The organism is Mesorhizobium sp. M0678 (genome assembly GCF_040320505.1).
Classification (GTDB): Bacteria; Pseudomonadota; Alphaproteobacteria; order Rhizobiales; family Rhizobiaceae; genus Mesorhizobium.
In genome coordinates this window covers 18,776-40,052 of the sequence record NZ_JAMYPT010000032.1, presented here as the reverse complement: position 1 = coordinate 40,052, position 21,277 = coordinate 18,776, and the positions used below count along the sequence as shown (strand labels likewise).

The window sequence follows — 21,277 nt, the reverse complement described above, 5'->3', positions numbered from 1 at the left end:
GTGGGGGGGTGTTTTTTTAAAAACACCCCAACTTTCGGGGCGCGTTTTATCCCCCCCCCCCCCACCCCCCCGGGGGTTTGCGAACCCGCCCCCCCCAAAACCCGGGCCCGCCGGCCCCCCCCCCCCCCACCAGGCTTGGGAGGCTTAGCGAGCCGCGGTCCAGCCCTTGTAATCCTTCAAATTGTCGGCCGTGATCAGCTTCGGGTCGAGCAGCACCGTCGGCTCGGCCGGCTTCTTGCCGGCAAGCAGGTCAGCCGCCATCGTCAGCGACTGGCCGGCCATCACATAGGGATCCTGCGAGGCCGAGGCCTTGATCATCGACGTGCCGGAGGCGAGTTCCTTCTCGATATCGGGTGCACCGTCGACCGCGGTGAAGATGAACTCCGAGCGGTTGAGCTGCTTGGCCGCAAGCTGGGCGCCGATCGCCGTCGGATCGTTGATGGCGAAGACCGCGTCGATCTTGTCGAAACGCGTCAGCAGCGACTGGAACACTTTCAGGCCGCCGTCACGCGAGCCTTCGGCGTTCTGGTCGTCGGAAAGGATCTTGATGTCGGGGTGCTTTGCCAGCACGTCCTTGCAGCCCTTGACCCGCTCCAGGATCGACGACGAGGCCGGGCCATTGAGGATGACATAGTCGCCCTTGCCGCCGGTATTATCGACCAGATACTGGCACGCCTCTTCGCCGGCCTTGACGTTGTTGGTCATCACGGTGACGTCGGCGCCCGGCGCCGAAACGTCGAAAGCGGCAACGACGATGCCGGCCGCCTGCGCCTTCTTCACCGCCGGCGCGATCGCCTTGGCATCGACTGCGTTGAGCATGATGACGTCGACACCGGCAGCGATGAAGGAATCGACCTGCGATACCTGCTTGTTGAGATCGTAGTCGGCCGATACCGATGTCACCTGCACATTCGGGTTGATCTTCTTGGCCGCGTCCTCGATGCCCTTGATGGTGGCGACGAAGAACGGGTTGCCGAGCAGTCCGACCGAGATGCCGACCTTGTTCAGATCCTTTGCCGATGCCGGCGCGATGACGGCGGCCGCAAGGGCGACGCCGCAGAGCAGTTTAGCGATGGTCTTCATTGTTTTATTTTCCTCCTGATGCCCCGCGCCTCTCACGGTGCGTTACACATGAAACCGGCTCGTTGGATGCCGGCGACTAAGGGCCATCACGTTCTTGCTCCTGCCTGGAGCCGGTAACGGTCGAGGGCGACCGCCACGATGATGACCAATCCCTTGATGATGTACTGCCAGATGTCCGAAACACCGGCGAGGATGAGCCCGTTGGACAGCACGGCGATGATCAGGCCGCCGATCAGCGTGCCCCAGATCGAGCCGACACCGCCGACGAAACTGGTGCCGCCGAGGATGACTGCGGCAATGGCGTCGAGTTCGTAGGACTGGCCGAGCTGAAGCCCGTTGGCGGCATAGAGCCGGGCCGCCGACATGGCGCCGCCAAGGCCGGCCAGAAGGCCGGAAACGCCGTAGACGAAGAGCAGCACCAGCGGCACCTTGATGCCGGTCAGCCTGGCGGCCTCGGCGTTGCCGCCGACGGCGTAGATCCAGGTGCCGAGCACGGTGCGCTTGAGCACCAGCCAGGACAGGACGACGACCGCCAGCGCGATGATTACCAGCCACGGAACGCCGAACAGCGAACCGTTGCCGATGAAGTCGAACGGCAGGTCCGCGTTGAACACCGTCGTGTCCTGGCCGAGCAGGCGGGCGACGCCGCGCACGGCGGTCAGCGATCCCAGCGTGACGATGAAGGGCGGCAGCTTGATATAGGCGATCAGCAGCCCGTTGATGACGCCGAAACCGAGCCCGACGAGAATGGCCGCGGGCACGCCCAGCAGTCCCCAATCGGGCACCAGCGACACCATCACCGCCACCATCGCCGAGGCGGCAAGGATCGAGCCGACGGACAGGTCGATGCCGCCGGTCAGGATGACGAAGGTCATGCCGGCGGCCAGCACGATATTGATCGACGATTGCTGCATGACGATCAGCAGGTTGGTCTGGGTGAAAAAGCGCGGATTGATGAACTGGAAGCCGACCGCCAGCAGGATCAGGATCGGCAGCATGCCGAGTGCGGCGATGGCGGTACGCCACCTCGTGCTCCTGCCGACCGCCCGGTCGTCCGCTTTCATCGTGTCGGCCACCTTGTCGGTCATCGCTGAGCCGCTCCCGTTGCAAGTTCCATGATCGCTTCCTGCCGCAGCGGCTCGCCCTCCGACGCCGTCACCTCGCCGGCAATGGTGCCGTCGCGCATCACCAGCACGCGGTCGGCGATGCCGATCACCTCCGGCAGTTCGCTGGAGATCATCAGGATGGCGATGCCTTTCTTGGCCAGGTTGTCGATCAGCCGATAGATTTCCGACTTCGCCCCGACATCGACGCCGCGGGTCGGCTCATCGAGGATGACGACCTGCGGCTCGGTTTCCAGCAGGCGGGCGAGCAGCACCTTCTGCTGGTTGCCGCCCGACAGCGAGCCGGCATTGGCCTGCACCGAGCTGGTGCGGATGGAGAGGTCTGACACCGCCTTGGCGGCGCGCTTTTCGGCAGCCGTGAAGTCGCGCAAACCGCCGGCCTTCGCGTCCTTTGCCAGCACGCCCATGCTGATATTGTCGGAGATCGACATGTCGAGAAACAGGCCAAGTTGCTTGCGGTCCTCGGTCAGGTAGGCGATGCCGGCATCGAGCGCCTCGCTCGGCGAACCGATGGATATCGGTTTGCCGCCGAGCTCCAGCGTGCCTGATGTGTGCCTGTCGGCGCCGAAGATCAGCCGTGCCAGTTCGGTGCGGCCCGAGCCGACCAGGCCGGCCAGTGCCAGCACCTCGCCCTGGTGGAGGTCGAAGGAACAATTCTTTATGAGATTGCCGTCCGACATGTCGCGCACCGACAGCGCGATGGCGCGCTTGCTGTCCGGCGGACGGTGATCCTTCTTGTAGAACGTCGACAGATCGCGCCCGACCATCATCGATACCAGGCGCGAGGCGTTCAGGTCGGCGCGGTCGAGCGTGCCGACATAGCCGCTGTCGCGTAGCACGCTGACGCGGTCGGCGAGCTGGTAGACCTCTTCCATGCGGTGGCTGATGTAGATGATGGCGATGCCTTGCGACTTCAGCGTCGCGATCACCTCGAACAGCCGGTCGGTCTCACGCGAGGTCAGCGACGTGGTCGGCTCGTCCATGACGATGATGCGCGCATTGGTCGACAGCGCGCGGGCGATTTCCACCAGCTGTCGCTCGCCGAGCGACAGGCTTGCGACCGGAGTGCGCGCCGAGAAGGTCACGCCAAGCCGCGCGATGATCTCGCTGGCGCGCCGATTGCACTGCTCGCGGTCGACAACGCCGAACCGTCGCGGCTCGTTGCCGAGAAAAATGTTCTGCGCTACCGACAGATTAGGCGCCAGCGACAGCTCCTGATAGATGACCGCAATGCCGGCGGCGCGCGCCTTGATCGGGTCGCCAGTCGCGGCCGGCACTCCGTCGATCAGGATTTCGCCGCCGGGGTCCGGCCGGTAGGCGCCGGACAGCACCTTCATCAGCGTCGACTTGCCGGCACCGTTTTCGCCCATCAGCGCGTGCAGCTCGCCGGCGTGAACGGTCAGCGACACATCGTGCAAGGCGCGGATCGCACCGAACGTCTTGGAGATGTGGCGCATCTCCAGCACCGGCTGGCGCACCGTCTCGATCCGGGCGGCGGCGCTCATCGCGCAGCTCCTGCAGCTGCGCTGGCCACAGCCCGGTCGGCGGCAAGGCCGCGCCAGTCGTTGCGATAGCCGGCAAGGCCGCTGAAACTTGCCGCATGCACCGCCTCCGGCGCTTCGGTGGCAAACTGGCGTCCGACGCTTTCGAAGGCAAGTGCGGCAGCACCGGTGGCGCTGCCCTCCAGCGTTGCGCCCTGCAGGAAAGCCTGCCCGGGCCGCAACTGCGCCAGCAACGCGGCAAGCAGCCCGCCATTGTTCAGACCGCCGTCGACGATCACTGTGTTGTCCGAATGGATCAGCTCGAGGCACAGATCGACCATCAGCGCGACATAGAGCAGCGCCATGGCCGCGCGTTCCTCGGCATTGGGCGTACGCCCGACCAGTTCGCCGCGGCGGTGCGGCATCGGGCCGCCGGGCGCGAAGCTCGGCAGCGCCATAATGCCGGCGTCGATCACCCGTTGTATCGATGACGGCGCGATTGCGCCCTGCCAGCCGGCGCTGATCGTGGCGAATTCGCGCCCGCCCATGAAGCGGACGGTTGGCACCGGGCCGCCATCGACATCGACATTGACCAGCATGTCGCGCTCGCCATCGAGTGCGTCGAGCGGGCAGTCCGGATTGAGCACGACCACCCAGGTGCCGGTCGAGACCACGGTCACCGGCCCGAGCTGCTGCCGGCGGTAGGCATGGAGCGCGGCATTGCTGTCGTGGACGCCATTATGGATGGCGACTGGCTTCGCGGCCTGGCCGAAGCGCTGCTCGCCGATCACCGCGCCGGCACGCTCGAAGGCGGGCATCTGGCCGCGCCAGCCCTCGGCATCGACCAGCGAGCTGAAATCGCGTTTGCGCGGCGCCCATAAATGCGAGTGGCAGCCAAGATACGACACTTCCGATACCGGCCGGCCGCCAAACCGCCAGCTCCAATATTGGGGGTAGCCGAGGATCGATTTCGCTGTGGCGAAGGCACCGGGCTCCACCTCCTTCAGCCACAACATGTGGCGGCCGTAGTTGAAGCCAAGCGGCAGGCGCGGCGAAAAGGTCTCGGCAAAATCCGGAATGCGGCGGTCGATCTGCGCGGCGATTTCAGCTGGCGGTTCCTGCTCGTAATCGAGGATCGGATGCGTCAGCGCGGCTTCGTCGACCAACGCGAAGGTGCAGCCATGGCCGGATACCATCAGCCCTTCCACGCCATGCGTGTCGACTGCATCATCGATGGCGCGAGCCGCCCAGTCGTGCAGCGCTGGCTCGTCGAGCACGCTGAAGCCGCCTTTGCGGATCCAGCTCGGCTGGGTGCGGCGCTCCTCGAGGATCTGTCCGTCCTGGCCGAAGACGAACAGCTTCGAATTGGTCTTGCCGAAATCGAGGACGGCGATGTTCACTGGGCGCCTCCCGAGGAAGCCGCGATCCGCACCATGACGCCGGCATCTTCGAGCATATGGGCATCTGTCTCGGACAGGCCGTCATCGGTGACCAGCGTGCCGATCCGCGACAGCGGCAGTGCCACATTGCGCGCGTGGATCGACAGTTTTCGGCTGTCGGCCAGCACGACGATCTGGTCGGCGCAGAGGCTGAGCTCGACGATCGAGCGGACCAGCAGCGGGTGCGATTCCAGAAGGCCTTCCTGGCCGATGCCTTGCGCGCCGAGAAAGAACTTCGAGGCGTAGAACGGCACCGTCTGCGTCAGCGAATGGATGATGCCCGGCTCGCGGTGCAGTTCGCCGCCGGCGACGGTGAGGCTGCAATGGCCGTGGTCGCTGAGATAGGCCGCGAGCGGCATCGAGTTGGTGTAGAGCCGGATGTTGCGGTCGGCGAGCTTGACGCCGAGATGGAAGCAGGTCGAACCGCCATGCACGATGACCGCGTCGCCGTCGCGCACCATGGTGGCGGCGAGAGCGGCGATCTGCCGCTTGGCCTCGACGGCGAGGTCGCGGTTCTCGTCATAGGGCCTGGCATAGGCGACGCCGGCTTGCGAAGCGCCATCGAGCGCCGAGATGCCGCCATAGACCTTGCGCGCTTCGCCGGCCTCGTCGATCTTGTCGATGTCGCGCCGCACTGTCGCCGCCGACACGCCAAGCCGCTCCTGCAGCTCGCGCACCGATGCGAAAGGCCGGTCCCGCAAAAGCTCGACAATCTGGCGCTGGCGGCCGGAGTCGCTCAACCCTTACCTCCCAATGCGCTTGCCTTCCAAGCATTTTGCAGGGCATTGCCATTTTGCACGGCAATTGGTGCAACTTACTCAACACGCCTCGGATTGCAAGCCTGATCTGACGCGATAACATCACTGTTGACGTAACTTACTCGCATCTGCGATACCAGCGTCGGTCTTCGTCCCGGCACCGGGACGTCCAAAGCCGTGGCCACGCGGCCGGTTTGTGGAGGAATTTCGATGACGATCAGTGCGGATGCGCAGGAACTGGCAGCGCTGCAGTCGCTTTCGGCCGCCATCGGCAGCGACCCGCATCTGACCCAGGCCGCCGGCGGCAACACCTCGCTGAAAGCCGGCGACACGCTCTGGATCAAGGCCTCCGGCACCTGGCTGAAGGACGCGCTCATCGCGGACATCATGGTGCCGGTCGGCATCCCGCCATTGCTCGACGCCATCGAACGGCGCGACCCGGCCGCCGAACAGCCGCAGGCCTTCACTGTCGGCGCCCTCAACGCGCGCGGCTTGCGCCCGTCGATCGAGACCACCGTGCATGCGCTGATGCCGCAGCGCATCGTTCTGCATGTTCACTGCGTCGAGACCATTTCGCTGGCCGTGCAGGCCGACTGCGAGGCCGAGGCCGCCAGACGGCTCGACGGCCATCAATGGGCGTATGTTCCCTATCGCCGGCCGGGACTGCCGCTCGCGCAGGGTATCGCCGAGCGCCTTCGGCCAGGCGTGGATATCCTGATCCTCGGCAATCACGGCCTGGTCGTTGCAGCCGAGACCGTCGCCGCGGCCGACATGCTGCTGCGGCGCGTGACACGACTGTTGGCGCGGCCGCCGCGCCAGGTGGCGGAACCGGACATCGCGGCATTGACGGCGCGCGCCGGCGACAGCGACTACAGATTGCCGGCGGACGTTGAGGCGCATGCGGTGGCGATCGACCCCGAAAGCTGCCGCATGGCTTCGGGTGGCAGCCTCTACCCCGACCACGTCATCTTTCTCGGCGAAGGCTCGGTCGTGGCGAGACCGGACGAGGGTGTGAAGCGCGTCATCGAGCGCTGCGGCGCCGCACCCGTGGCGATCCTGTTTCCTGGACTCGGCGTGTTGATGCGCGGCGACGCCGGCGCCGGTGCCGACGCCATGCAGCGCTGCCTTTCCGACGTGACAGCGCGGATCGATGTCTCGGCGAAGCTGAATTATCTGACAGCGGCGGAGAATGACGAGCTGATCAACTGGGACGCCGAAAAATATCGCCAGAAACTCAATGCCGGAGGCAGCTGACATGCCGCGTTCGTCTGGTCCGCTTGCCATCGGCATCGACATCGGCACATCCGGCGCGCGCGCCGTCGCCATGCGTCCGGATTTTTCCGTTGCCGCGCATTCCGCTATTGCCCTCGAGCGATTTGGGCCGAACGGCCGCGACCCCGCCATATGGTGGGAGGCGGTCGGCGCGACGTTGGCGGAACTGCTCAAATGTATCGATCGCGCGGCAGTGCGCTCGATCGCCGTCGACGGTACGTCGGGCACGCTGCTGCCGGTCGACGGCGCCGGGCGGCCGCTGGCCGAACCGCTGATGTACAACGACAAGGTCGCTGACGACACTATTCTGACAGCAATAGCCGGCGCGGCACCGGCAACGAGCGCTGCACTTGGGGCGACCTCCGGTCTCGCCAAGGCGCTGTCTTTCCAGCACCTGCCCGGCGTCGCCACTGTGCTGCACCAGGCAGACTGGATCGCCGGACAGTTTTCCGGCCGCTTCGATGTCAGCGACGAGAACAACGCCCTGAAGACCGGCTACGACGTCGAGGCCCGGCGCTGGCCGGACTGGATCGCGGCGACCGGCGTGCGCATGGAATTCCTGCCCCGCGTCGTCCGGCCGGGCGATGTCACGGACACGCTCACCGCCAGCGCTGCGAAAATGTTCGGCCTGCCGCGCGACGTGGTTATCGTTGCCGGCACGACGGATGGCTGCGCCTCATTCCTGGCGACCGGTGCGAGTGCCGCGGGCGACGGCGTTACCGCGCTCGGCTCGTCGCTGACCATCAAGATCCTCTCCGACCGGCCGATCTCGGCGCCGCAATTCGGCATCTACAGCCATCGGCTGGGTGACACCTACCTGGCGGGCGGCGCCTCGAACTCCGGCGGCAAGGTGCTGGCCCAGCATTTCCCCGTCGCCCGCATTGTCGAACTCAGCAAAAAAATCGACCCGGCGACGAAGACCGGCCTCGATTATTACCCGCTGCCGGCGCCGGGCGAACGCTTCCCCATAGCCGATCCGGCGCTGCCGCCGCGCCTCGAGCCGCGGCCCGCCGACGACGCCGACTATCTGAAAGCGATGTTCGAGGGTATTGCGGCGATCGAAGCGCTCGGCTATCGCCGGCTTGCCGAACTCGGCGCCCCCCGGCTGACATCGGTCAGGAGCGTCGGCGGCGGTGCGGCCAATCCGGCCTGGACAGCGATCCGGCAGCGCAAGCTTGGCGTCGCTCTCGTGCCGGCTCTTTCGGAGGAGGCCGCTGCCGGCACGGCGCGGCTGGCGCTGATGGGCGCAAGCGCAGCGGGGCTTTTATGACGGCCAAGGCAATTCAACACCTCGACGGCATCGCCGCGCTGACCGACCGCTATCAGGTGTTCCTGCTCGACCAATTTGGTGTGCTGCACGACGGCACCAGCGCCTATCCAGGTGCTGTCGAAGCGTTGTCGGCACTCAAGCGCGCCGGCAAGACCATCGTACTGATCTCGAATTCCGGCAAGCGGGCGCAACCCAATGAGCGCCGCCTGCTGAAGCTCGGTTTCGAACCGGGAAGCTGGGATCACTTTGTCTCCTCCGGCGAGGTGGCGTGGCGCTCCTTCCACCAAATGGCAGCATCCGGAGCCCTGCGCCCGCAGACAAAATGCCTGCTGATCCGCCGCGACAATGACCGTTCGGCTGTCGACGGCCTGCCCTTCGTCCTGGCCAAGGACGGCGACGATGCCGAACTGGTGCTGATTTCCGCCAGCGAGGGCGATCGCTACGACCTCGACCATTATCGCCGGCTTCTTGGTCCGGCGGCGGCGCGGCGGGTGCCATGCTTCTGCACCAATCCCGACAAGATCATGCTGACTGCCGTCGGCCCTCGCTTCGGCGCCGGCCGGCTCGCCGATCTCTACGAGAGCCTCGGCGGCAGCGTGGCGCGCATTGGCAAGCCCAATCCGCAGATATTCGAGGCAGCGCTGGCACTGGCGGGCCACCCGGAGCGCGACAGCGTGGTCTGCGTCGGCGACAGCGTCGAGCACGACATCGCCGGCGGCAACGGCGTCGGCGTCGCGACGACGCTGGTCCTGTCGGGCATATTGGCGGGGGCGCCTGACCTGGAGGACGTTTTCGCCACGCTGAACGCCCGTCCCGACTACATCGCGGATAGCTTCAGGTTTCGCTGAGTTGTTAAGGCGAGACAAAGCTAATCCAGGTTGAAACGCCCGATCACCGGCACATGGTCCGAGGGCCGTTCCCAGCCGCGCGCCGGCCGCAGGATTTCATAGCCGGCAAAATGCGGCACCAGGTTTGGCGACGACCAGACATGGTCGAGGCGGCGGCCGCGATTTGAGGCCAGCCAATCCAGGGCGCGATAGCTCCACCAGGTATAGAGTTTCTCCTCGTAAGGCACATTGAGCCGCATCAGGTCGATCCAGTCGCCGGCGAGCCGCATTGCCTCGAAGTTTTCCGTCTCGACCGGCGTATGGCTGACGACATTGAGGAGCTGCTTGTGCGACCAGACATCGTGCTCGAGCGGCGCGATGTTGAGGTCGCCGACCAGGATCGCGCCGGAGTGCTCGTCATGCTCGGCGCGGACGGCGTTCATCTCGGCAACGAAATCGAGCTTGTGCTTGAACTTGCGGTTGACGGCCGGGTCGGGCTCGTCGCCGCCGGCCGGTACGTAGAAATTGTGCAGCAGGATCGTTTTGCCGCCGGCGTTGACGGTGACCGACAGATGCCGGCTGTCGTCGATCTCGCAGAAGCGGCGCTTTTCGACCACCTCGATCGGCCGCCGCGCTATGGTGGCAACGCCGTGATAGCCCTTCTGGCCATGGAAGGCGATGTGCTCGTAGCCGAGCTTGCGGAACGCTTTCTCCGGAAACAATTCGTCCGGAACCTTGGTTTCCTGTAGGCAGAGCACGTCCGGCGCCTGCTCGACCAGCAGGCGTTCGACGATCGGCATACGCAGCCGGACGGAGTTGATGTTCCAGGTAGCGACGGAAAACGGCATGTGGGGTTCCGGACAACGCGAGATCCGCCGGATGGCTCCGACGGAAGTCAATCGCGGAAACTACTGCCAGCCGCGCACCGCAAAAACAAGCCGCCTGCACCAACGCGGAAAAGCCATCCCGCAACGGTAGAAGTTACCGTGTCTTGGTGTTCAGCTCGCGGTTCGCCGTATAGTCGATGGCGAAGGTGTCGGGGGCGAAGCTGACGCCCTCCTTGGTGTTGAAGATCATCACCGTCGTGTCCTTGCCTTGCGCATCGGTGATGGTCCACTGCCGCAATTCATAAGATTTCGGATCGAACATCATGGTGATCTTCGAATTGCCGAACACCGATTTGTCGGCAAGCTGGATGGTGGTGAGATCGTCCTCTTCCTTGACGCTTCTGACGCGCCCGCCCGACAGATCGATCTTGTCGTCGAGCAGCAGCTTCAGCGGCGTCTTCGACAGCGGATAGAGGTCGGAGGTCCGCAGCTTCTTGTTGAGGATGACCACCGACTTGCCGTCGGAAATCACTCTGAAATTCGAGGCGCCGTCGTAATTGAAGCGGATCTTGCCCGGCCGTTCCAGAAAGAACTTGCCGCCGGTCTGCTCGCCCTTGGGTCCGAACTGCACGAACTCGCCGCTCATCGATTTGACCGAGGAGAAATGATCGGCGATCTTCTGCGCCGTCGCCGGAACCGCTGCTTGCGCCGACGCCAGCAACTGGAAGCCGGGCACGAGGTTGGCGGCCGCCGCACCGGCCAGGACCAGGCCGAGGCCGAGCACCTGCCGGCGGGTTGGGGCGAAATCCCTGCTTGGGGCGAGAGTTGCGTTTTTCATGCCGGTCACCATCATCTGATTGCTTGCTCGTTATATTGGTCTGGCCCCCCAGTTGGGCTTAAGTTTGGCGGGCCGCACGAACCCCGTCCGCTGCAACGCGCCAAAAGGTTCAAAGTTGCCGGCGCGGACGCGCTCTAGAACTTGTCGTCCTCCGTCGGCACCAGGATTTCGCGTTTTCCGGCATGGTTGGCCGGGCCGACAATGCCTTCCTTCTCCATCTTCTCGATGATCGAGGCGGCGCGGTTGTAGCCGATGCCGAGCCGGCGCTGGATGTAGCTGGTCGAGGCCTTGCCGTCGCGCAGCACCACCGCGACCGCCTGGTCGTAGGGATCGTCGGAATCCTCGAAATTACCGCCGTCGCCGCCGCCACTGCCTTTGCCCGTCGGCTCATCGTCATCCTTGTCGTCGTCCTCGGTGATGGCGTCGAGATATTCCGGCACGCCCTGCAGCTTCAGATGCGCGACAATCTTCTCCACCTCGTCGTCGGAGACGAAGGGACCGTGCACGCGCTGGATGCGGCCGCCGCCGGCCATGTAGAGCATGTCGCCCATGCCGAGCAGCTGTTCGGCGCCCTGCTCGCCCAGGATGGTGCGGCTGTCGATCTTCGATGTCACCTGGAAGGAGATGCGGGTCGGGAAATTCGCCTTGATGGTGCCGGTGATGACGTCGACCGACGGCCGCTGCGTCGCCATGATGACATGGATGCCGGCGGCGCGCGCCATCTGCGCCAGGCGCTGCACCGCGCCTTCGATGTCCTTGCCGGCGACCATCATCAAATCGGCCATCTCGTCGATGATGACGACGATGTAGGGCATCGGCTCGAGGTCGAGGTTCTCCGTCTCGTAGATCGCCTCGCCGGTTTGGCGGTCGAAGCCGGTCTGCACGGTGCGCGAGATCCTTTCGCCCTTTTTCTCGGCCTGCTGCACGCGCGCGTTGAAGCCGTCGATGTTGCGGACGCCGACCTTGGACATCTTGCGGTAGCGGTCCTCCATCTCCCGCACGGTCCATTTCAGCGCCACCACCGCCTTCTTCGGATCGGTGACGACCGGCGTCAGAAGATGCGGAATGCCGTCATAGACCGAGAGCTCCAGCATCTTTGGATCGATCATGATCAGCCGGCAGTCCTGCGGCGTCAGCCGGTAGAGCAGCGACAGGATCATGGTGTTGATGGCGACGGACTTGCCCGAGCCGGTAGTGCCGGCGACCAGCACGTGCGGCATTTTGGCGATGTCGACGATCACCGCCTCGCCATTGATGGTCTTGCCCAGCGCCAGCGCCAGCTTGGCCTTGGTGGTTTCGAAATCGCGGCTGGCCATGATCTCGCGCAAATAGACCGTCTCGCGCCTGGCGTTCGGCAATTCGATGCCGATCGCGTTGCGGCCGGGCACCACGGCGACACGGCAGGCGATGGCGCTCATCGAGCGGGCGATGTCGTCGGACAGGCCGATGACCCGCGACGATTTGATGCCGGGCGCCGGTTCCAGCTCGTAGAGCGTGACGACCGGACCCGGACGCACATGGATGATTTCGCCCTTGACGCCGAAATCCTCCAGCACGCCCTCGAGCAGGCGGGCGTTCTGCTCCAGCGCGTCCTTGGACAGGCTGGCGTCGCGCACCACGTTCTTTGGTTCCGACAGGAAGTGCAGCGACGGCATCTCGAATTTTTCCGAGCCGATCAGCGAAGTCTGCGCCTCGCGCTGGACGCGGGCGCCGGGGGCCGGCCGCGGCGCCGGCGCCTCGACGCGTGTCGCCGCGTCGGAACGGAAGTTCTGGACCTTGGCCGTTGGCGCGGCGCGGCGCTGGCCGGCCGGCTCGGGCGCGAAATCCATGTCGTCGTCATTGTCGTCGTTATCGAAGACGTCGGCATCGTCAGGGTCGATCGAGGCACTGCGGTCGTTGACCATGGCGGCGAAGAATTCCGGCTCGACGCGCGCGCGCCCGCCCGGGCTCATCCGCGCCTCGGCGAACTCGGCCGATTCGACCCGTTCGGCCGCCCGCCGCCAGGCGCTGGGGCGCGGTTCCATCTCCGGCTCGAAATCGTCGCGCTCGCGCCGGCGCGCGGCGCGGCGGCGCAGATAGGCCCGCAGCGACAGCCACCAGTGGGTGATGGCGCCAAGCGCCAATATACCTTCGTCGCCCTCGTCCTCTTCATTGTCGAAAAGCAGGTCGTCCTGCGGATCGGGCACTGCAGGCTGTTCGAGGACGGCAAAGCCGTTCTTGCGCGAAATCAGCGCCGAGCCATACAAGAATACCCACAGCGCCGGCGCTGCCAGGAGCACGGCGAGCACGCTGGCGACGAGGCCGGTCGGATAGCCGCCGATGACCAGGCCCGGGATATTGAGTACCATGTCGCCGAAGACGCCGCCGAGGCCGGTCGGCAGCGGCCAAGTCTTGGGCGGCACGACGCAGCCGGCAATTGCCGCGCCAAGCAGCGAAAACCCGAACCAGGCCAGCGCCCGTTTCGGCAGCCGGTCGACGCCGCGCGCGGTAAACAGCAGAAATCCCCAGATCACCGCCGGCACCAGCGCCGCAACGGCGGCAAGTCCGAAGAACTGCATGGCAATGTCGGAAAAGACGGCGCCGGCATAACCCATTGCATTGGTGACGATATTGTCGGTGGCGTGCGAAAAGCTCGGATCGGCGACGTTCCAGGTGGCAAGGGCGGCGACGCCGAATCCAACCAGAGCAAACAGCCCGGCACCGACCAGCCGCCCGACCTGGCGCCTCGCGAACGACCGGATGCCGTGCTCCGTATCGGCCAGCGCAAGCGGTGCTGAAGCCCCTGAACGCATGCTCTTCCTCGTCTGTCGTTGCCCGGCCGGGCGCGGACGCGCAACACGGCAGATTCGGCTGTCAGACTAGCGGCGGGAAGGTTAAGGGCGCATTAACCATGGGCATTCTGCGTCACCGGAACGGGCGACCGCCACCACCGTTCGAAGCCGCTGCGGCCGATGTTTCACGCCGCCGGCGGATCGAGCACCTTGATCAAGCGACCGTGATCGAGCCATCACGGCCATCCGCGCGCAAAAAAGAGGCCCGGAAATCTTCCGGGCCTCAAGGCGTGAGCCCTTTCGGGAGCATCACGACGGGATCTTCCCGGCACCGGCAAAACGCCGGTGCCAGCCAATACCTTTACGGCACCACTTCGCCGTGCTGGCTGATGTCGAGGCCTTCGACCTCTTCCGGGGTGGAAGGACGCAGGCCGACCAGCGCCTTGACGATGTAGAGGATCACGAAGCTCGCGATCGCCGTCCACAGGATGGTGAAGACGATACCGTAGAGCTGCTTGCCGACAGAGGCGCCCGAGCCGAGGCTGTTGATCGCCGGATCGGCGAGCACGCCGGTCAGCAATGCACCGATGATGCCGCCGATGCCGTGCACGCCGAATGCATCGAGCGAGTCGTCATAGCCGAACGCGTGCTTGAGCTTGACGGCCGAGACGTAGCAGAGCACGCCGGCGACGATGCCGACGATGAAGGCGCCGGTCGGATTGACGAAGCCGGAAGCCGGCGTCACCGCGACCAGGCCAGCGACGGCGCCCGAGATGATGCCGAGAACGCTCGGCTTCTTGGCGACGATCCATTCGGCGAACATCCAGGCGAGCGCCGCAGCAGCAGCCGCAACCTGGGTGTTCAGCATTGCGGCACCGGCAAGGCCGTCGGCGGCCAGTTCCGAGCCGGCGTTGAAGCCGAACCAGCCGACCCACAGCAGCGAAGCGCCGATGACGGAGTAGACGAGGTTGTGCGGCGCCATGTTGGTGGTGCCGTAGCCTTCACGTTTGCCGAGAACCAGCGCGCAGACCAGGCCGGCAACACCGGCATTGATGTGAACGACCGTGCCGCCGGCGAAATCGAGAACGCCGGCGGTGCCGAGGAAGCCGCCGCCCCACACCCAGTGCGCGATCGGGGCGTAGACCACCAGCAGCCACGCGCCCATGAAGATGAGCAGCGCCGAGAACTTCATGCGTTCGGCGAAGGCGCCGGCAATCAGCGCCGGCGTGATGATGGCGAAGGTCATCTGGAACATCGAGAAGACGAACTCAGGAATGTTCGCCACGCCCGGCAGCCACAGCGAGGAGGTGGTGATGCCGTTGTGGAAGAACTTCGAGAAGCCGCCGAGATAGGCATTCATGCCGCCGCCATCCGAGAAGGCCAGCGAGTAGCCGAACATGAACCACAGCACCGTCACCAGACAGGTGATGGCAAAGCTCTGCATGATGGTGGCGAGCACGTTCTTCTTGCGCACCATGCCGCCATAAAACAGCGCCAGGCCCGGTACGGTCATCATCAGCACCAGCGCCGTCGAGGTCAACATCCAGGCTGTGTTGCCGGTGTCGAGCGCGGGCGCAGGGGCAGCCGGTGCCGCCGGTGCCGCTTCCTGCGCGAACGCAGCAACCGTGCCCAGTGCGAGAGCGAGCGAACCTAAAACGGCCGCGCGTCCCGTTATCTTCAAGGTGGAAGGAATATTCATTGAACTCTCCATTGGAATACGTATCCGCAGCTCAAAGCGCGTCGGTGTCTGTTTCGCCGGTGCGAATGCGCACCGCCTGGTCGATGCCGAAAACGAAGATCTTGCCGTCGCCGATCTGGCCGGTCTTGGCCGCCGCGGTGATGGCTTCGACGGCCTTGTCGACCATGTCGACTGCGACCGCGACTTCGATCTTGATCTTCGGCAGGAAGCTGACCGCGTATTCCGCCCCGCGATAGATTTCCGTGTGCCCCTTCTGACGTCCGTAGCCTTTTACTTCGGTGACGGTCAGGCCCTGGATGCCGACTGCGGTGAGCGCCTCGCGCACCTCGTCGAGCTTGAACGGCTTTATGATTGCCATCACGATCTTCATAAGGTTTCACCCTTTGCTGTTGCGGGTCCCCGCGTTTGCACAACTTCGCCGATTCCCCATGAGAGCCGGAGAGTGCCCGCTAGGATTCAAGCTCCGTGCCAATTGCCGAAGCAGGGTGTTAAGCTGTTGTTAAACAACGAAATCGAGAAGGTCTGGCAGCTGCCTGGTCACAGGCGCGGCAGTGCATATGCTTAAAAAATAGGCAAATTTCGAAAAATGCCTACTCCGCAGGCGGCCGCTTCAGCCGGATGAGTCCTTCTTGGGCAACTGAGGCGATCAAGGTGCCGTCGCGGGCAAACAGCGAGCCGCGGGTAAAGCCACGCGATCCTTGCGTCGACGGGCTGTCCTGCGTGTACAGCATCCAGTCGTCGAGCGGATGGCTGCGGTGGAACCACATGGCGTGGTCGAGGCTGGCTGCCTGGATATCACGATCGAAAATGGCGCGGCCATGGGCAAAGGTCGAGGTGTCGAGCAGCGTCATATCCGAGAGGTAAGCGAGCACGGCCGCCTGCGTGGCGCGGTCGGCCGGCACCGGGCCGGTGGTGCGGATCCAGATGTTCTGCTTCGGCTCGAGCTTTTCCCGGCTGGTATAATGCTTCAGCATCACCGGCTTCATCTCGATCGGCCGGTCGCGCTCCCAATAGCGCTTGATGCCGTCGGGCACGGCTTCGCCGAACTTGCCCAGCAATTCGCGCTGCGACAGCAACGTGTCGGGCGCCGGCACGTCCTGCGGCATCGGCACCTGATGTTCCAGGCCGACCTCATCCTGCTGGAACGAGGCTTCCAGCGAAAAGATCGCCTGGCCGTGCTGGATCGCCACGACGCGGCGCGTGGTGAAGGAGCCGCCGTCACGGATGCGGTCGACCTCGTAAATGATAGGCACCTTGGTGTCGCCCGGCCGCATGAAATAGCCATGCAGCGAATGCACGTGGCGCTCGGGCTCGACCGTTCGCTGCGCGGCGACCAGCGCCTGGGCGATGGTCTGGCCGCCGAAGATGCGCTGCCAATCGAGCTTGGGGCTGCGACCACGATACAGGTTGTGTTCCAGCTGCTCGAGGTCGAGAATGCCGAGAAGCTCGTCCATGGCTGCCGTCATCTTGACCTCGCCGCAAAATTACCATGGCGGTTTCCGACAGGAACAGCGGGCAGTCAAGGGCGGAATGCCCGGCGACAGTCAGGCTGCGAAAGGAATTGCCCATGGTCGACAGCAAGAATTCGCTCGACGTTCTGGTCGCCGGCGCCGGTTATATCGGCTTGGCCGCCGCCGTGTCGCTGAAGCAGGCGCGGCCGAGCCTCGCCGTCGCCGTCGTCGATGCGGCGCCGGCCGGCGTCTGGCAGAAGGACGGCCGCGCCTCGGCGATTGCCGCCGCCGCGTGCCGCATGCTCGACCAGCTCGGCGTCTGGAACGAGATCGCGCCGGAGGCGCAGGCAATCACCGAAATGATTGTCACCGATTCGCGCACATCCGATCCGGTCCGCCCGGTGTTCCTCACCTTCGACGGCGAGGTCGCGCCCGGCGAACCCTTTGCGCATATGGTCGCCAACAAGGATTTGAACGGCGCCTTGCGCCGGCGCGCCGAACAACTCGGCATCGGCATCATCGAAGGCGTCGCCGTCAGCGCCTTCGACATCAACGGCGCCGGCATAACCGTGCATCTTGCCGACGGCGCGACGCTGAAGGCGCGGCTGCTGGTTGCCGCCGACGGCGTCAATTCGAAGCTGCGCGACATGGCCGGCATCAAGACGGTGAAATGGGAGTATGGCCAGTCCGGCATCGTCTGCACGGTGGCGCACGAGCGGCCGCACAACGGCCGCGCCGAAGAGCATTTCCTTCCCGCGGGCCCGTTTGCCACGCTGCCGCTCAAGCCGGGCAAGGACGGCACCAACCGCTCATCGATCGTCTGGGTCGAACGGTCGCAGGATGCCGAAAAGCTGGTCGCGGGCGACACCCTGGTCCTGGAATACGAGCTCGAGCAGCGCTTTGGCCTCAAACTCGGCGAAATCCATATCGCCGACAAGCCGCGCGCCTGGCCGCTCGGGCTGACCATTGCGCGCGCCTTCGTCGCGCCGCGCATCGCCTTGGCCGGCGACGCCGCCCACGGCATCCACCCGATCGCCGGCCAGGGTCTCAATCTCGGCTTCAAGGACGTGGCGGCGCTGGCCGAAGTGGTGGTCGAGGCCGACCGGCTCGGCCAGGACATCGGCGCGCTCGACGTGCTCGAGCGCTACCAGCAATGGCGGCGTTTCGACACGGTGCAGATGGGCATCACCACCGATGTGCTGAACCGGATGTTTTCCAACGATTTCGGCCCGCTGCGCACTTTGCGCGACATCGGCCTCGGCCTCGTCGAGCGCATGCCGCGGCTGAAGGGGTTCTTCATCCGCCAGGCGTCGGGTCTGTCCGGCGACACGCCGAAACTGTTGAAGGGCGAGGCGATCTAAACAGGCCCTGAAGCGATCAGGCGTCTCGGCTTAATCGCCATGCGGTCTGCCAAATTTCCGTGTCAGGGAACTTAGTTCACCTCGAAGCCCAGCTTCTGGCGCAGCCGCAGCATGCGCTGGTCGGGAATCTGCAGGTTTTGTCCGCCGGCTTCCGCCGCACGGCTGACCATCCGCAGCAGATCGCTCCTTTCGGCCGCGTCGAGCCGTTCGCGCAGGAACGGCGCCAGCTTGTCGATGACGATCGTGGCATCATCGATCTGTGACGCCGCCCATTTGGCGTAGATCACGGCTTCATCGGTCTGCTTTTTGTCGGCGATCTCCGAGATCACCGATCGAATGGCGGCTTCGCGTTGCGGCAGCACAGGACCATGCTCGGAAACAATCGCGGTGATCAGCGTCGCGGCGGCGACGATCGGATCGTCGATCGCCGTCAGCGGCGAGAGCGCCGCCTGCTTGCGCAGTTTCTTGCGGCGGACGTTGCCTTGGACGCGGCCAACCACGTCGGCAACCTCACGCGCCGCGTCGTTCATGGTCTTCAGCCGGTACCACCAGAACGCCGCTGCCCCCAGCAGGCCGATTGCAGCAATCAATATATGCATGCCCAAGATCCCCCAATCTCGGCGACGATAGGAGAAGTATTGCTTTGCTTCAACACGCAAAAGTTGCGTCCGACGAAGAAAACGAAAGCCCATGCCAGTCGTTGGTCCCCGCCGCTCCGCGGAGGAACTTATCGAGACATCTCTATGACCCCGGCACCTTGTAGATCGCCCGCACCTCGATCGTGCCTATTTCGGCGAGCGGAATCTCGCCCGCGATCTCCAGCGCCTCGTCGAGGCTCTCGGCCTCGATCATGACGAAACCGAGCAACTGCTCCTTGGTTTCGGCGAAGGGGCCGTCGGTGACCAGCCGCTTGCCCTTGCGCCTGCGAACGGTTTTCGACGTTTTCACCGATTGCAGCGCCTGCGCGATGATCAGCATCCCGCGTTGGTCCAATGACCGGTCATGGGCCATCGAATCGGCGTCGAGCTTGGCCAGCCTCTCGGGCGTCATTGCGTAGAGATCTTTTTCTTCACCATAGACCAGGCAAACATACTTCATTTTTATCTCCATTCCTGGCTTGAAGCCGAAGAGGAGGCTACGGAAATCTCCGCGGAGCCCTTGCCGGCCGCAGAATCGAGACCGGCCGCAGCATAGTCGAGAAGAGATACCGCAATCCCGATAATGGCAATCGCCGCAAGCAATCGGCCGAAGCCGGAAGGCTGCAGGCGCGACCAGTCGGCTTGTTGTTCACCGGCCCTGTGGCCGGTGCTTGTCCAGTGAGCAGAAAACAGGTTGTTCATGTGGTCCTCCATCCGGCCACCGAGTCCATGGCCGCCCGCAGGACGGCCGGGACAGATGGAAGTCGACATTTTTGCACGCGTATTTTTTTCGAATTTTTTTTCGCTCGACATGATGTGTCACGCTGGCGCCGATACGAAAGCGCGGGTGGCCTTCGCTCCGGCGCGCGCTATAGTCGACTGGATGCCGATCACGGGCTCAATCACGACAATCAAGGAGGAATTGATGGACCGCACCGCCAACGCCGTTTGGAAAGGCAGTTTCAAGGAAGGCAAAGGCACGCTCGATACACAGAGCGGGACGCTGAAGGGCACGCCCTATTCCGCCAAGATGCGTTTCGAGGACGAGAGCGGCAAATCCGGCACAAACCCGGAAGAGCTGATCGCCGCCGCCCATGCCGGCTGCTACGCCATGCAGCTTTCGCATTTTCTCGCCGAGAACGGCACTCCGGCTGCCGAGCTCGACGCCAAGGCCGTGGTAACGCTGGTCCCCGGCACCGGCATCACCGGCAGCGCGATCACGCTGGTCGGCAAGGTACCGGGCATCGATGCCGCCAAGTTCAAGGAATTGGCCGAGAAGGCCAAGGCCGAATGCCCGGTCTCGAAAGCGCTCGGCGCCATCAAAGTATCGCTCGACGCCAGGCTCGGGTGAGGGAGCTTTTATGTCTGATAGATTCCAACTGGTGTTGGAGTCCATCAATTGTTGAAGTCGGCGCCGCCCCTCATTGCCCTGCCGGGCATTTCTCCCCGTCAGTGACGGGGAGAAAGAAGCTGGCCGCAGCTGCGGCACCCTTCTTGCAACGTTGATGATTGACGAAACCGTCGAAGAGCGTCCCTCTCCTCGTCCCTATACGGGGAGAGGTCGCCGGCAGGCGGGGCAGCGCCAGCCAATCGAAAGTAGGCAACGAACACGTTACCTGAGGGGCCGTCCCCGACGTCTCGAAAATCCTTATCGCCCATCGCCGGACAGTGCGTCGAGACGAGCGCGCAATGCCGCGACCTCTTCCTCGAGGGCCTGCACGCGCGTCTCCAGATCCGACGCCGGCGAGGACGACTGCAGGGGCGCTGCGGCAGCCGACAGCTGCGGCGGCCCGCTGAGCAGATGGACATAGCGATCCTCGCGCTGGCCTGGGCCGCGATCGATCTGCTGCACCAGCGGTGGCCGGCGGCCGATCAGCAGATCGAGATTGCCGCGAAGCTCGTCGATCGACGGCAGCCGCGCCATGCGCTCGCTTCGCGCCAGCAATTCATAGGCCGTCTGCGGGCCGCGCAGCAGCAACAGGCCGAGCAGCGCGATCTGCGCCGAGGTCAGGGAAAAGCGCTGCGCCACCACATGCTCGTAGCGCTCGACGCGCGACGCGAACACTTGCCTGACTAGGCCCTTCTGCTCGAGCTGGCCAAGCGCTCTTCTGACCTCGCCAAGTTCGACCGACATCACCGGCTCGCGCGCCGTCTTCTGGTTGGCCGCCGCATGTGCCGCATTGAGCGTCAGCGGATAGACGTCCGGCGTCAGCTCCTTCTTTTCGATAAGGCAGCCGAGCACGCGGGCTTCGATGGGAGAGAGGATGGGAAGGTCGATATCGGTCATAAGTTTGCTATCCTTTCGAACTCGGCGGGACAGCGCCCCCCTCTGTCCTGCCGGACATCTCCCCCTCTAGTGGGGAGATTGGCTGTCATCACCGCTTCGCCACTTTTCAAGGCTGCAGAAAGGGCGCTGTCCTCCAAGCTGCTAATCTCCC

General features: G+C 64.6%; 20 protein-coding genes. 5 read left to right on the top strand and 15 right to left on the bottom strand.

The window, feature by feature from the left end; genetic code table 11:
* Positions 1–144: 144 nt before the first annotated feature.
* The 5 genes from NKI29_RS30550 to NKI29_RS30530 all read right to left on the bottom strand — a co-directional run bounded on the left by NKI29_RS30550 (position 145) and on the right by NKI29_RS30530 (position 5,867).
* Complete coding sequence (locus tag NKI29_RS30550) at positions 145–1,083, bottom strand: ABC transporter substrate-binding protein (RefSeq protein WP_352470775.1); 939 nt, start codon at positions 1,081–1,083, stop codon at positions 145–147.
* Positions 1,084–1,169: 86 nt separating this feature from the next.
* A complete protein-coding gene (locus NKI29_RS30545) occupies positions 1,170–2,147 on the bottom strand; it encodes an ABC transporter permease subunit (protein WP_502896740.1) in 978 nt (325 codons plus the stop codon).
* 20 nt (positions 2,148–2,167) lie between these two features.
* On the bottom strand, positions 2,168–3,712 hold the full coding sequence (locus NKI29_RS30540) for a sugar ABC transporter ATP-binding protein (RefSeq protein WP_352757317.1): 1,545 nt from the start codon (positions 3,710–3,712) through the stop codon (positions 2,168–2,170).
* Positions 3,709–5,088 carry an FGGY-family carbohydrate kinase gene (locus NKI29_RS30535; RefSeq protein WP_352757315.1) on the bottom strand — a complete coding sequence of 460 codons (1,380 nt, stop codon included), beginning with the start codon at positions 5,086–5,088 and terminating at the stop codon, positions 3,709–3,711. The genes NKI29_RS30540 and NKI29_RS30535 overlap by 4 nt, the downstream gene beginning before the upstream one ends.
* The gene (locus NKI29_RS30530) at positions 5,085–5,867 is read right to left on the bottom strand and encodes a DeoR/GlpR family DNA-binding transcription regulator (RefSeq protein ID WP_352757313.1); all 783 of its coding nucleotides are present in this window, start codon (positions 5,865–5,867) and stop codon (positions 5,085–5,087) included. The genes NKI29_RS30535 and NKI29_RS30530 overlap by 4 nt, the downstream gene beginning before the upstream one ends.
* Before the next feature lie 228 nt (positions 5,868–6,095).
* Here NKI29_RS30530 and NKI29_RS30525 point away from each other — a divergent pair, with 228 nt between their 5' ends.
* The 3 genes from NKI29_RS30525 to NKI29_RS30515 are packed head-to-tail and all read left to right on the top strand — an operon-like array spanning position 6,096 to position 9,275.
* Entirely contained in the window at positions 6,096–7,139 is a 1,044-nt protein-coding gene (locus NKI29_RS30525) for a class II aldolase/adducin family protein (RefSeq protein ID WP_352757311.1), read from the top strand.
* Position 7,140: 1 nt separating this feature from the next.
* A complete protein-coding gene (locus tag NKI29_RS30520; protein WP_352757309.1) occupies positions 7,141–8,427 on the top strand; it encodes an FGGY-family carbohydrate kinase in 1,287 nt (428 codons plus the stop codon).
* A complete protein-coding gene (locus NKI29_RS30515) occupies positions 8,424–9,275 on the top strand; it encodes a TIGR01459 family HAD-type hydrolase (protein ID WP_023680489.1) in 852 nt (283 codons plus the stop codon). Before NKI29_RS30520 ends, NKI29_RS30515 begins: the two co-directional genes overlap by 4 nt.
* Before the next feature lie 20 nt (positions 9,276–9,295).
* Here NKI29_RS30515 and NKI29_RS30510 read toward each other — a convergent pair whose 3' ends face one another.
* From NKI29_RS30510 to tesB, 6 genes are all read right to left on the bottom strand, one after another.
* Entirely contained in the window at positions 9,296–10,102 is an 807-nt protein-coding gene (locus tag NKI29_RS30510) for an exodeoxyribonuclease III (protein WP_352757307.1), read from the bottom strand.
* Positions 10,103–10,235: 133 nt separating this feature from the next.
* Positions 10,236–10,919, bottom strand: coding sequence for an outer membrane lipoprotein carrier protein LolA (locus NKI29_RS30505; protein WP_031213172.1), 684 nt, complete (start codon positions 10,917–10,919; stop codon positions 10,236–10,238).
* A 134-nt stretch (positions 10,920–11,053) separates the two neighbouring features.
* Positions 11,054–13,711, bottom strand: coding sequence for an FtsK/SpoIIIE family DNA translocase (locus tag NKI29_RS30500; RefSeq protein ID WP_352707979.1), 2,658 nt, complete (start codon positions 13,709–13,711; stop codon positions 11,054–11,056).
* A gap of 340 nt (positions 13,712–14,051) precedes the next feature.
* Positions 14,052–15,371, bottom strand: coding sequence for an ammonium transporter (locus NKI29_RS30495; RefSeq protein ID WP_502896739.1), 1,320 nt, complete (start codon positions 15,369–15,371; stop codon positions 14,052–14,054).
* Between the two features lie 49 nt (positions 15,372–15,420).
* Positions 15,421–15,759 (bottom strand): P-II family nitrogen regulator, encoded by a 339-nt coding sequence (locus NKI29_RS30490; protein WP_023679755.1) that lies wholly within the window; start codon positions 15,757–15,759, stop codon positions 15,421–15,423.
* A gap of 220 nt (positions 15,760–15,979) precedes the next feature.
* Entirely contained in the window at positions 15,980–16,855 is an 876-nt protein-coding gene (gene tesB, locus NKI29_RS30485) for an acyl-CoA thioesterase II (RefSeq protein WP_031212697.1), read from the bottom strand.
* A 101-nt stretch (positions 16,856–16,956) separates the two neighbouring features.
* On the opposite strand from tesB, the gene NKI29_RS30480 reads away from it, so the two are divergent.
* Positions 16,957–18,201, top strand: coding sequence for a ubiquinone biosynthesis hydroxylase (locus NKI29_RS30480; protein WP_352798354.1), 1,245 nt, complete (start codon positions 16,957–16,959; stop codon positions 18,199–18,201).
* A 71-nt stretch (positions 18,202–18,272) separates the two neighbouring features.
* On the opposite strand, the gene NKI29_RS30475 is transcribed toward NKI29_RS30480, so the two are convergent.
* From NKI29_RS30475 to NKI29_RS30465, 3 genes are all read right to left on the bottom strand, one after another.
* Positions 18,273–18,800, bottom strand: coding sequence for a hypothetical protein (locus NKI29_RS30475; RefSeq protein ID WP_352798353.1), 528 nt, complete (start codon positions 18,798–18,800; stop codon positions 18,273–18,275).
* Between the two features lie 142 nt (positions 18,801–18,942).
* The gene (locus NKI29_RS30470) at positions 18,943–19,299 is read right to left on the bottom strand and encodes a YciI family protein (RefSeq protein WP_352450152.1); all 357 of its coding nucleotides are present in this window, start codon (positions 19,297–19,299) and stop codon (positions 18,943–18,945) included.
* A gap of 2 nt (positions 19,300–19,301) precedes the next feature.
* A complete protein-coding gene (locus NKI29_RS30465) occupies positions 19,302–19,541 on the bottom strand; it encodes a hypothetical protein (protein ID WP_352450153.1) in 240 nt (79 codons plus the stop codon).
* A 223-nt stretch (positions 19,542–19,764) separates the two neighbouring features.
* Here NKI29_RS30465 and NKI29_RS30460 point away from each other — a divergent pair, with 223 nt between their 5' ends.
* A complete protein-coding gene (locus tag NKI29_RS30460) occupies positions 19,765–20,190 on the top strand; it encodes an OsmC family protein (protein WP_031212702.1) in 426 nt (141 codons plus the stop codon).
* Between the two features lie 297 nt (positions 20,191–20,487).
* Here NKI29_RS30460 and NKI29_RS30455 read toward each other — a convergent pair whose 3' ends face one another.
* On the bottom strand, positions 20,488–21,126 hold the full coding sequence (locus NKI29_RS30455; protein WP_352680580.1) for a YceH family protein: 639 nt from the start codon (positions 21,124–21,126) through the stop codon (positions 20,488–20,490).
* Between the last annotated feature and the right edge of the window lie 151 nt (positions 21,127–21,277).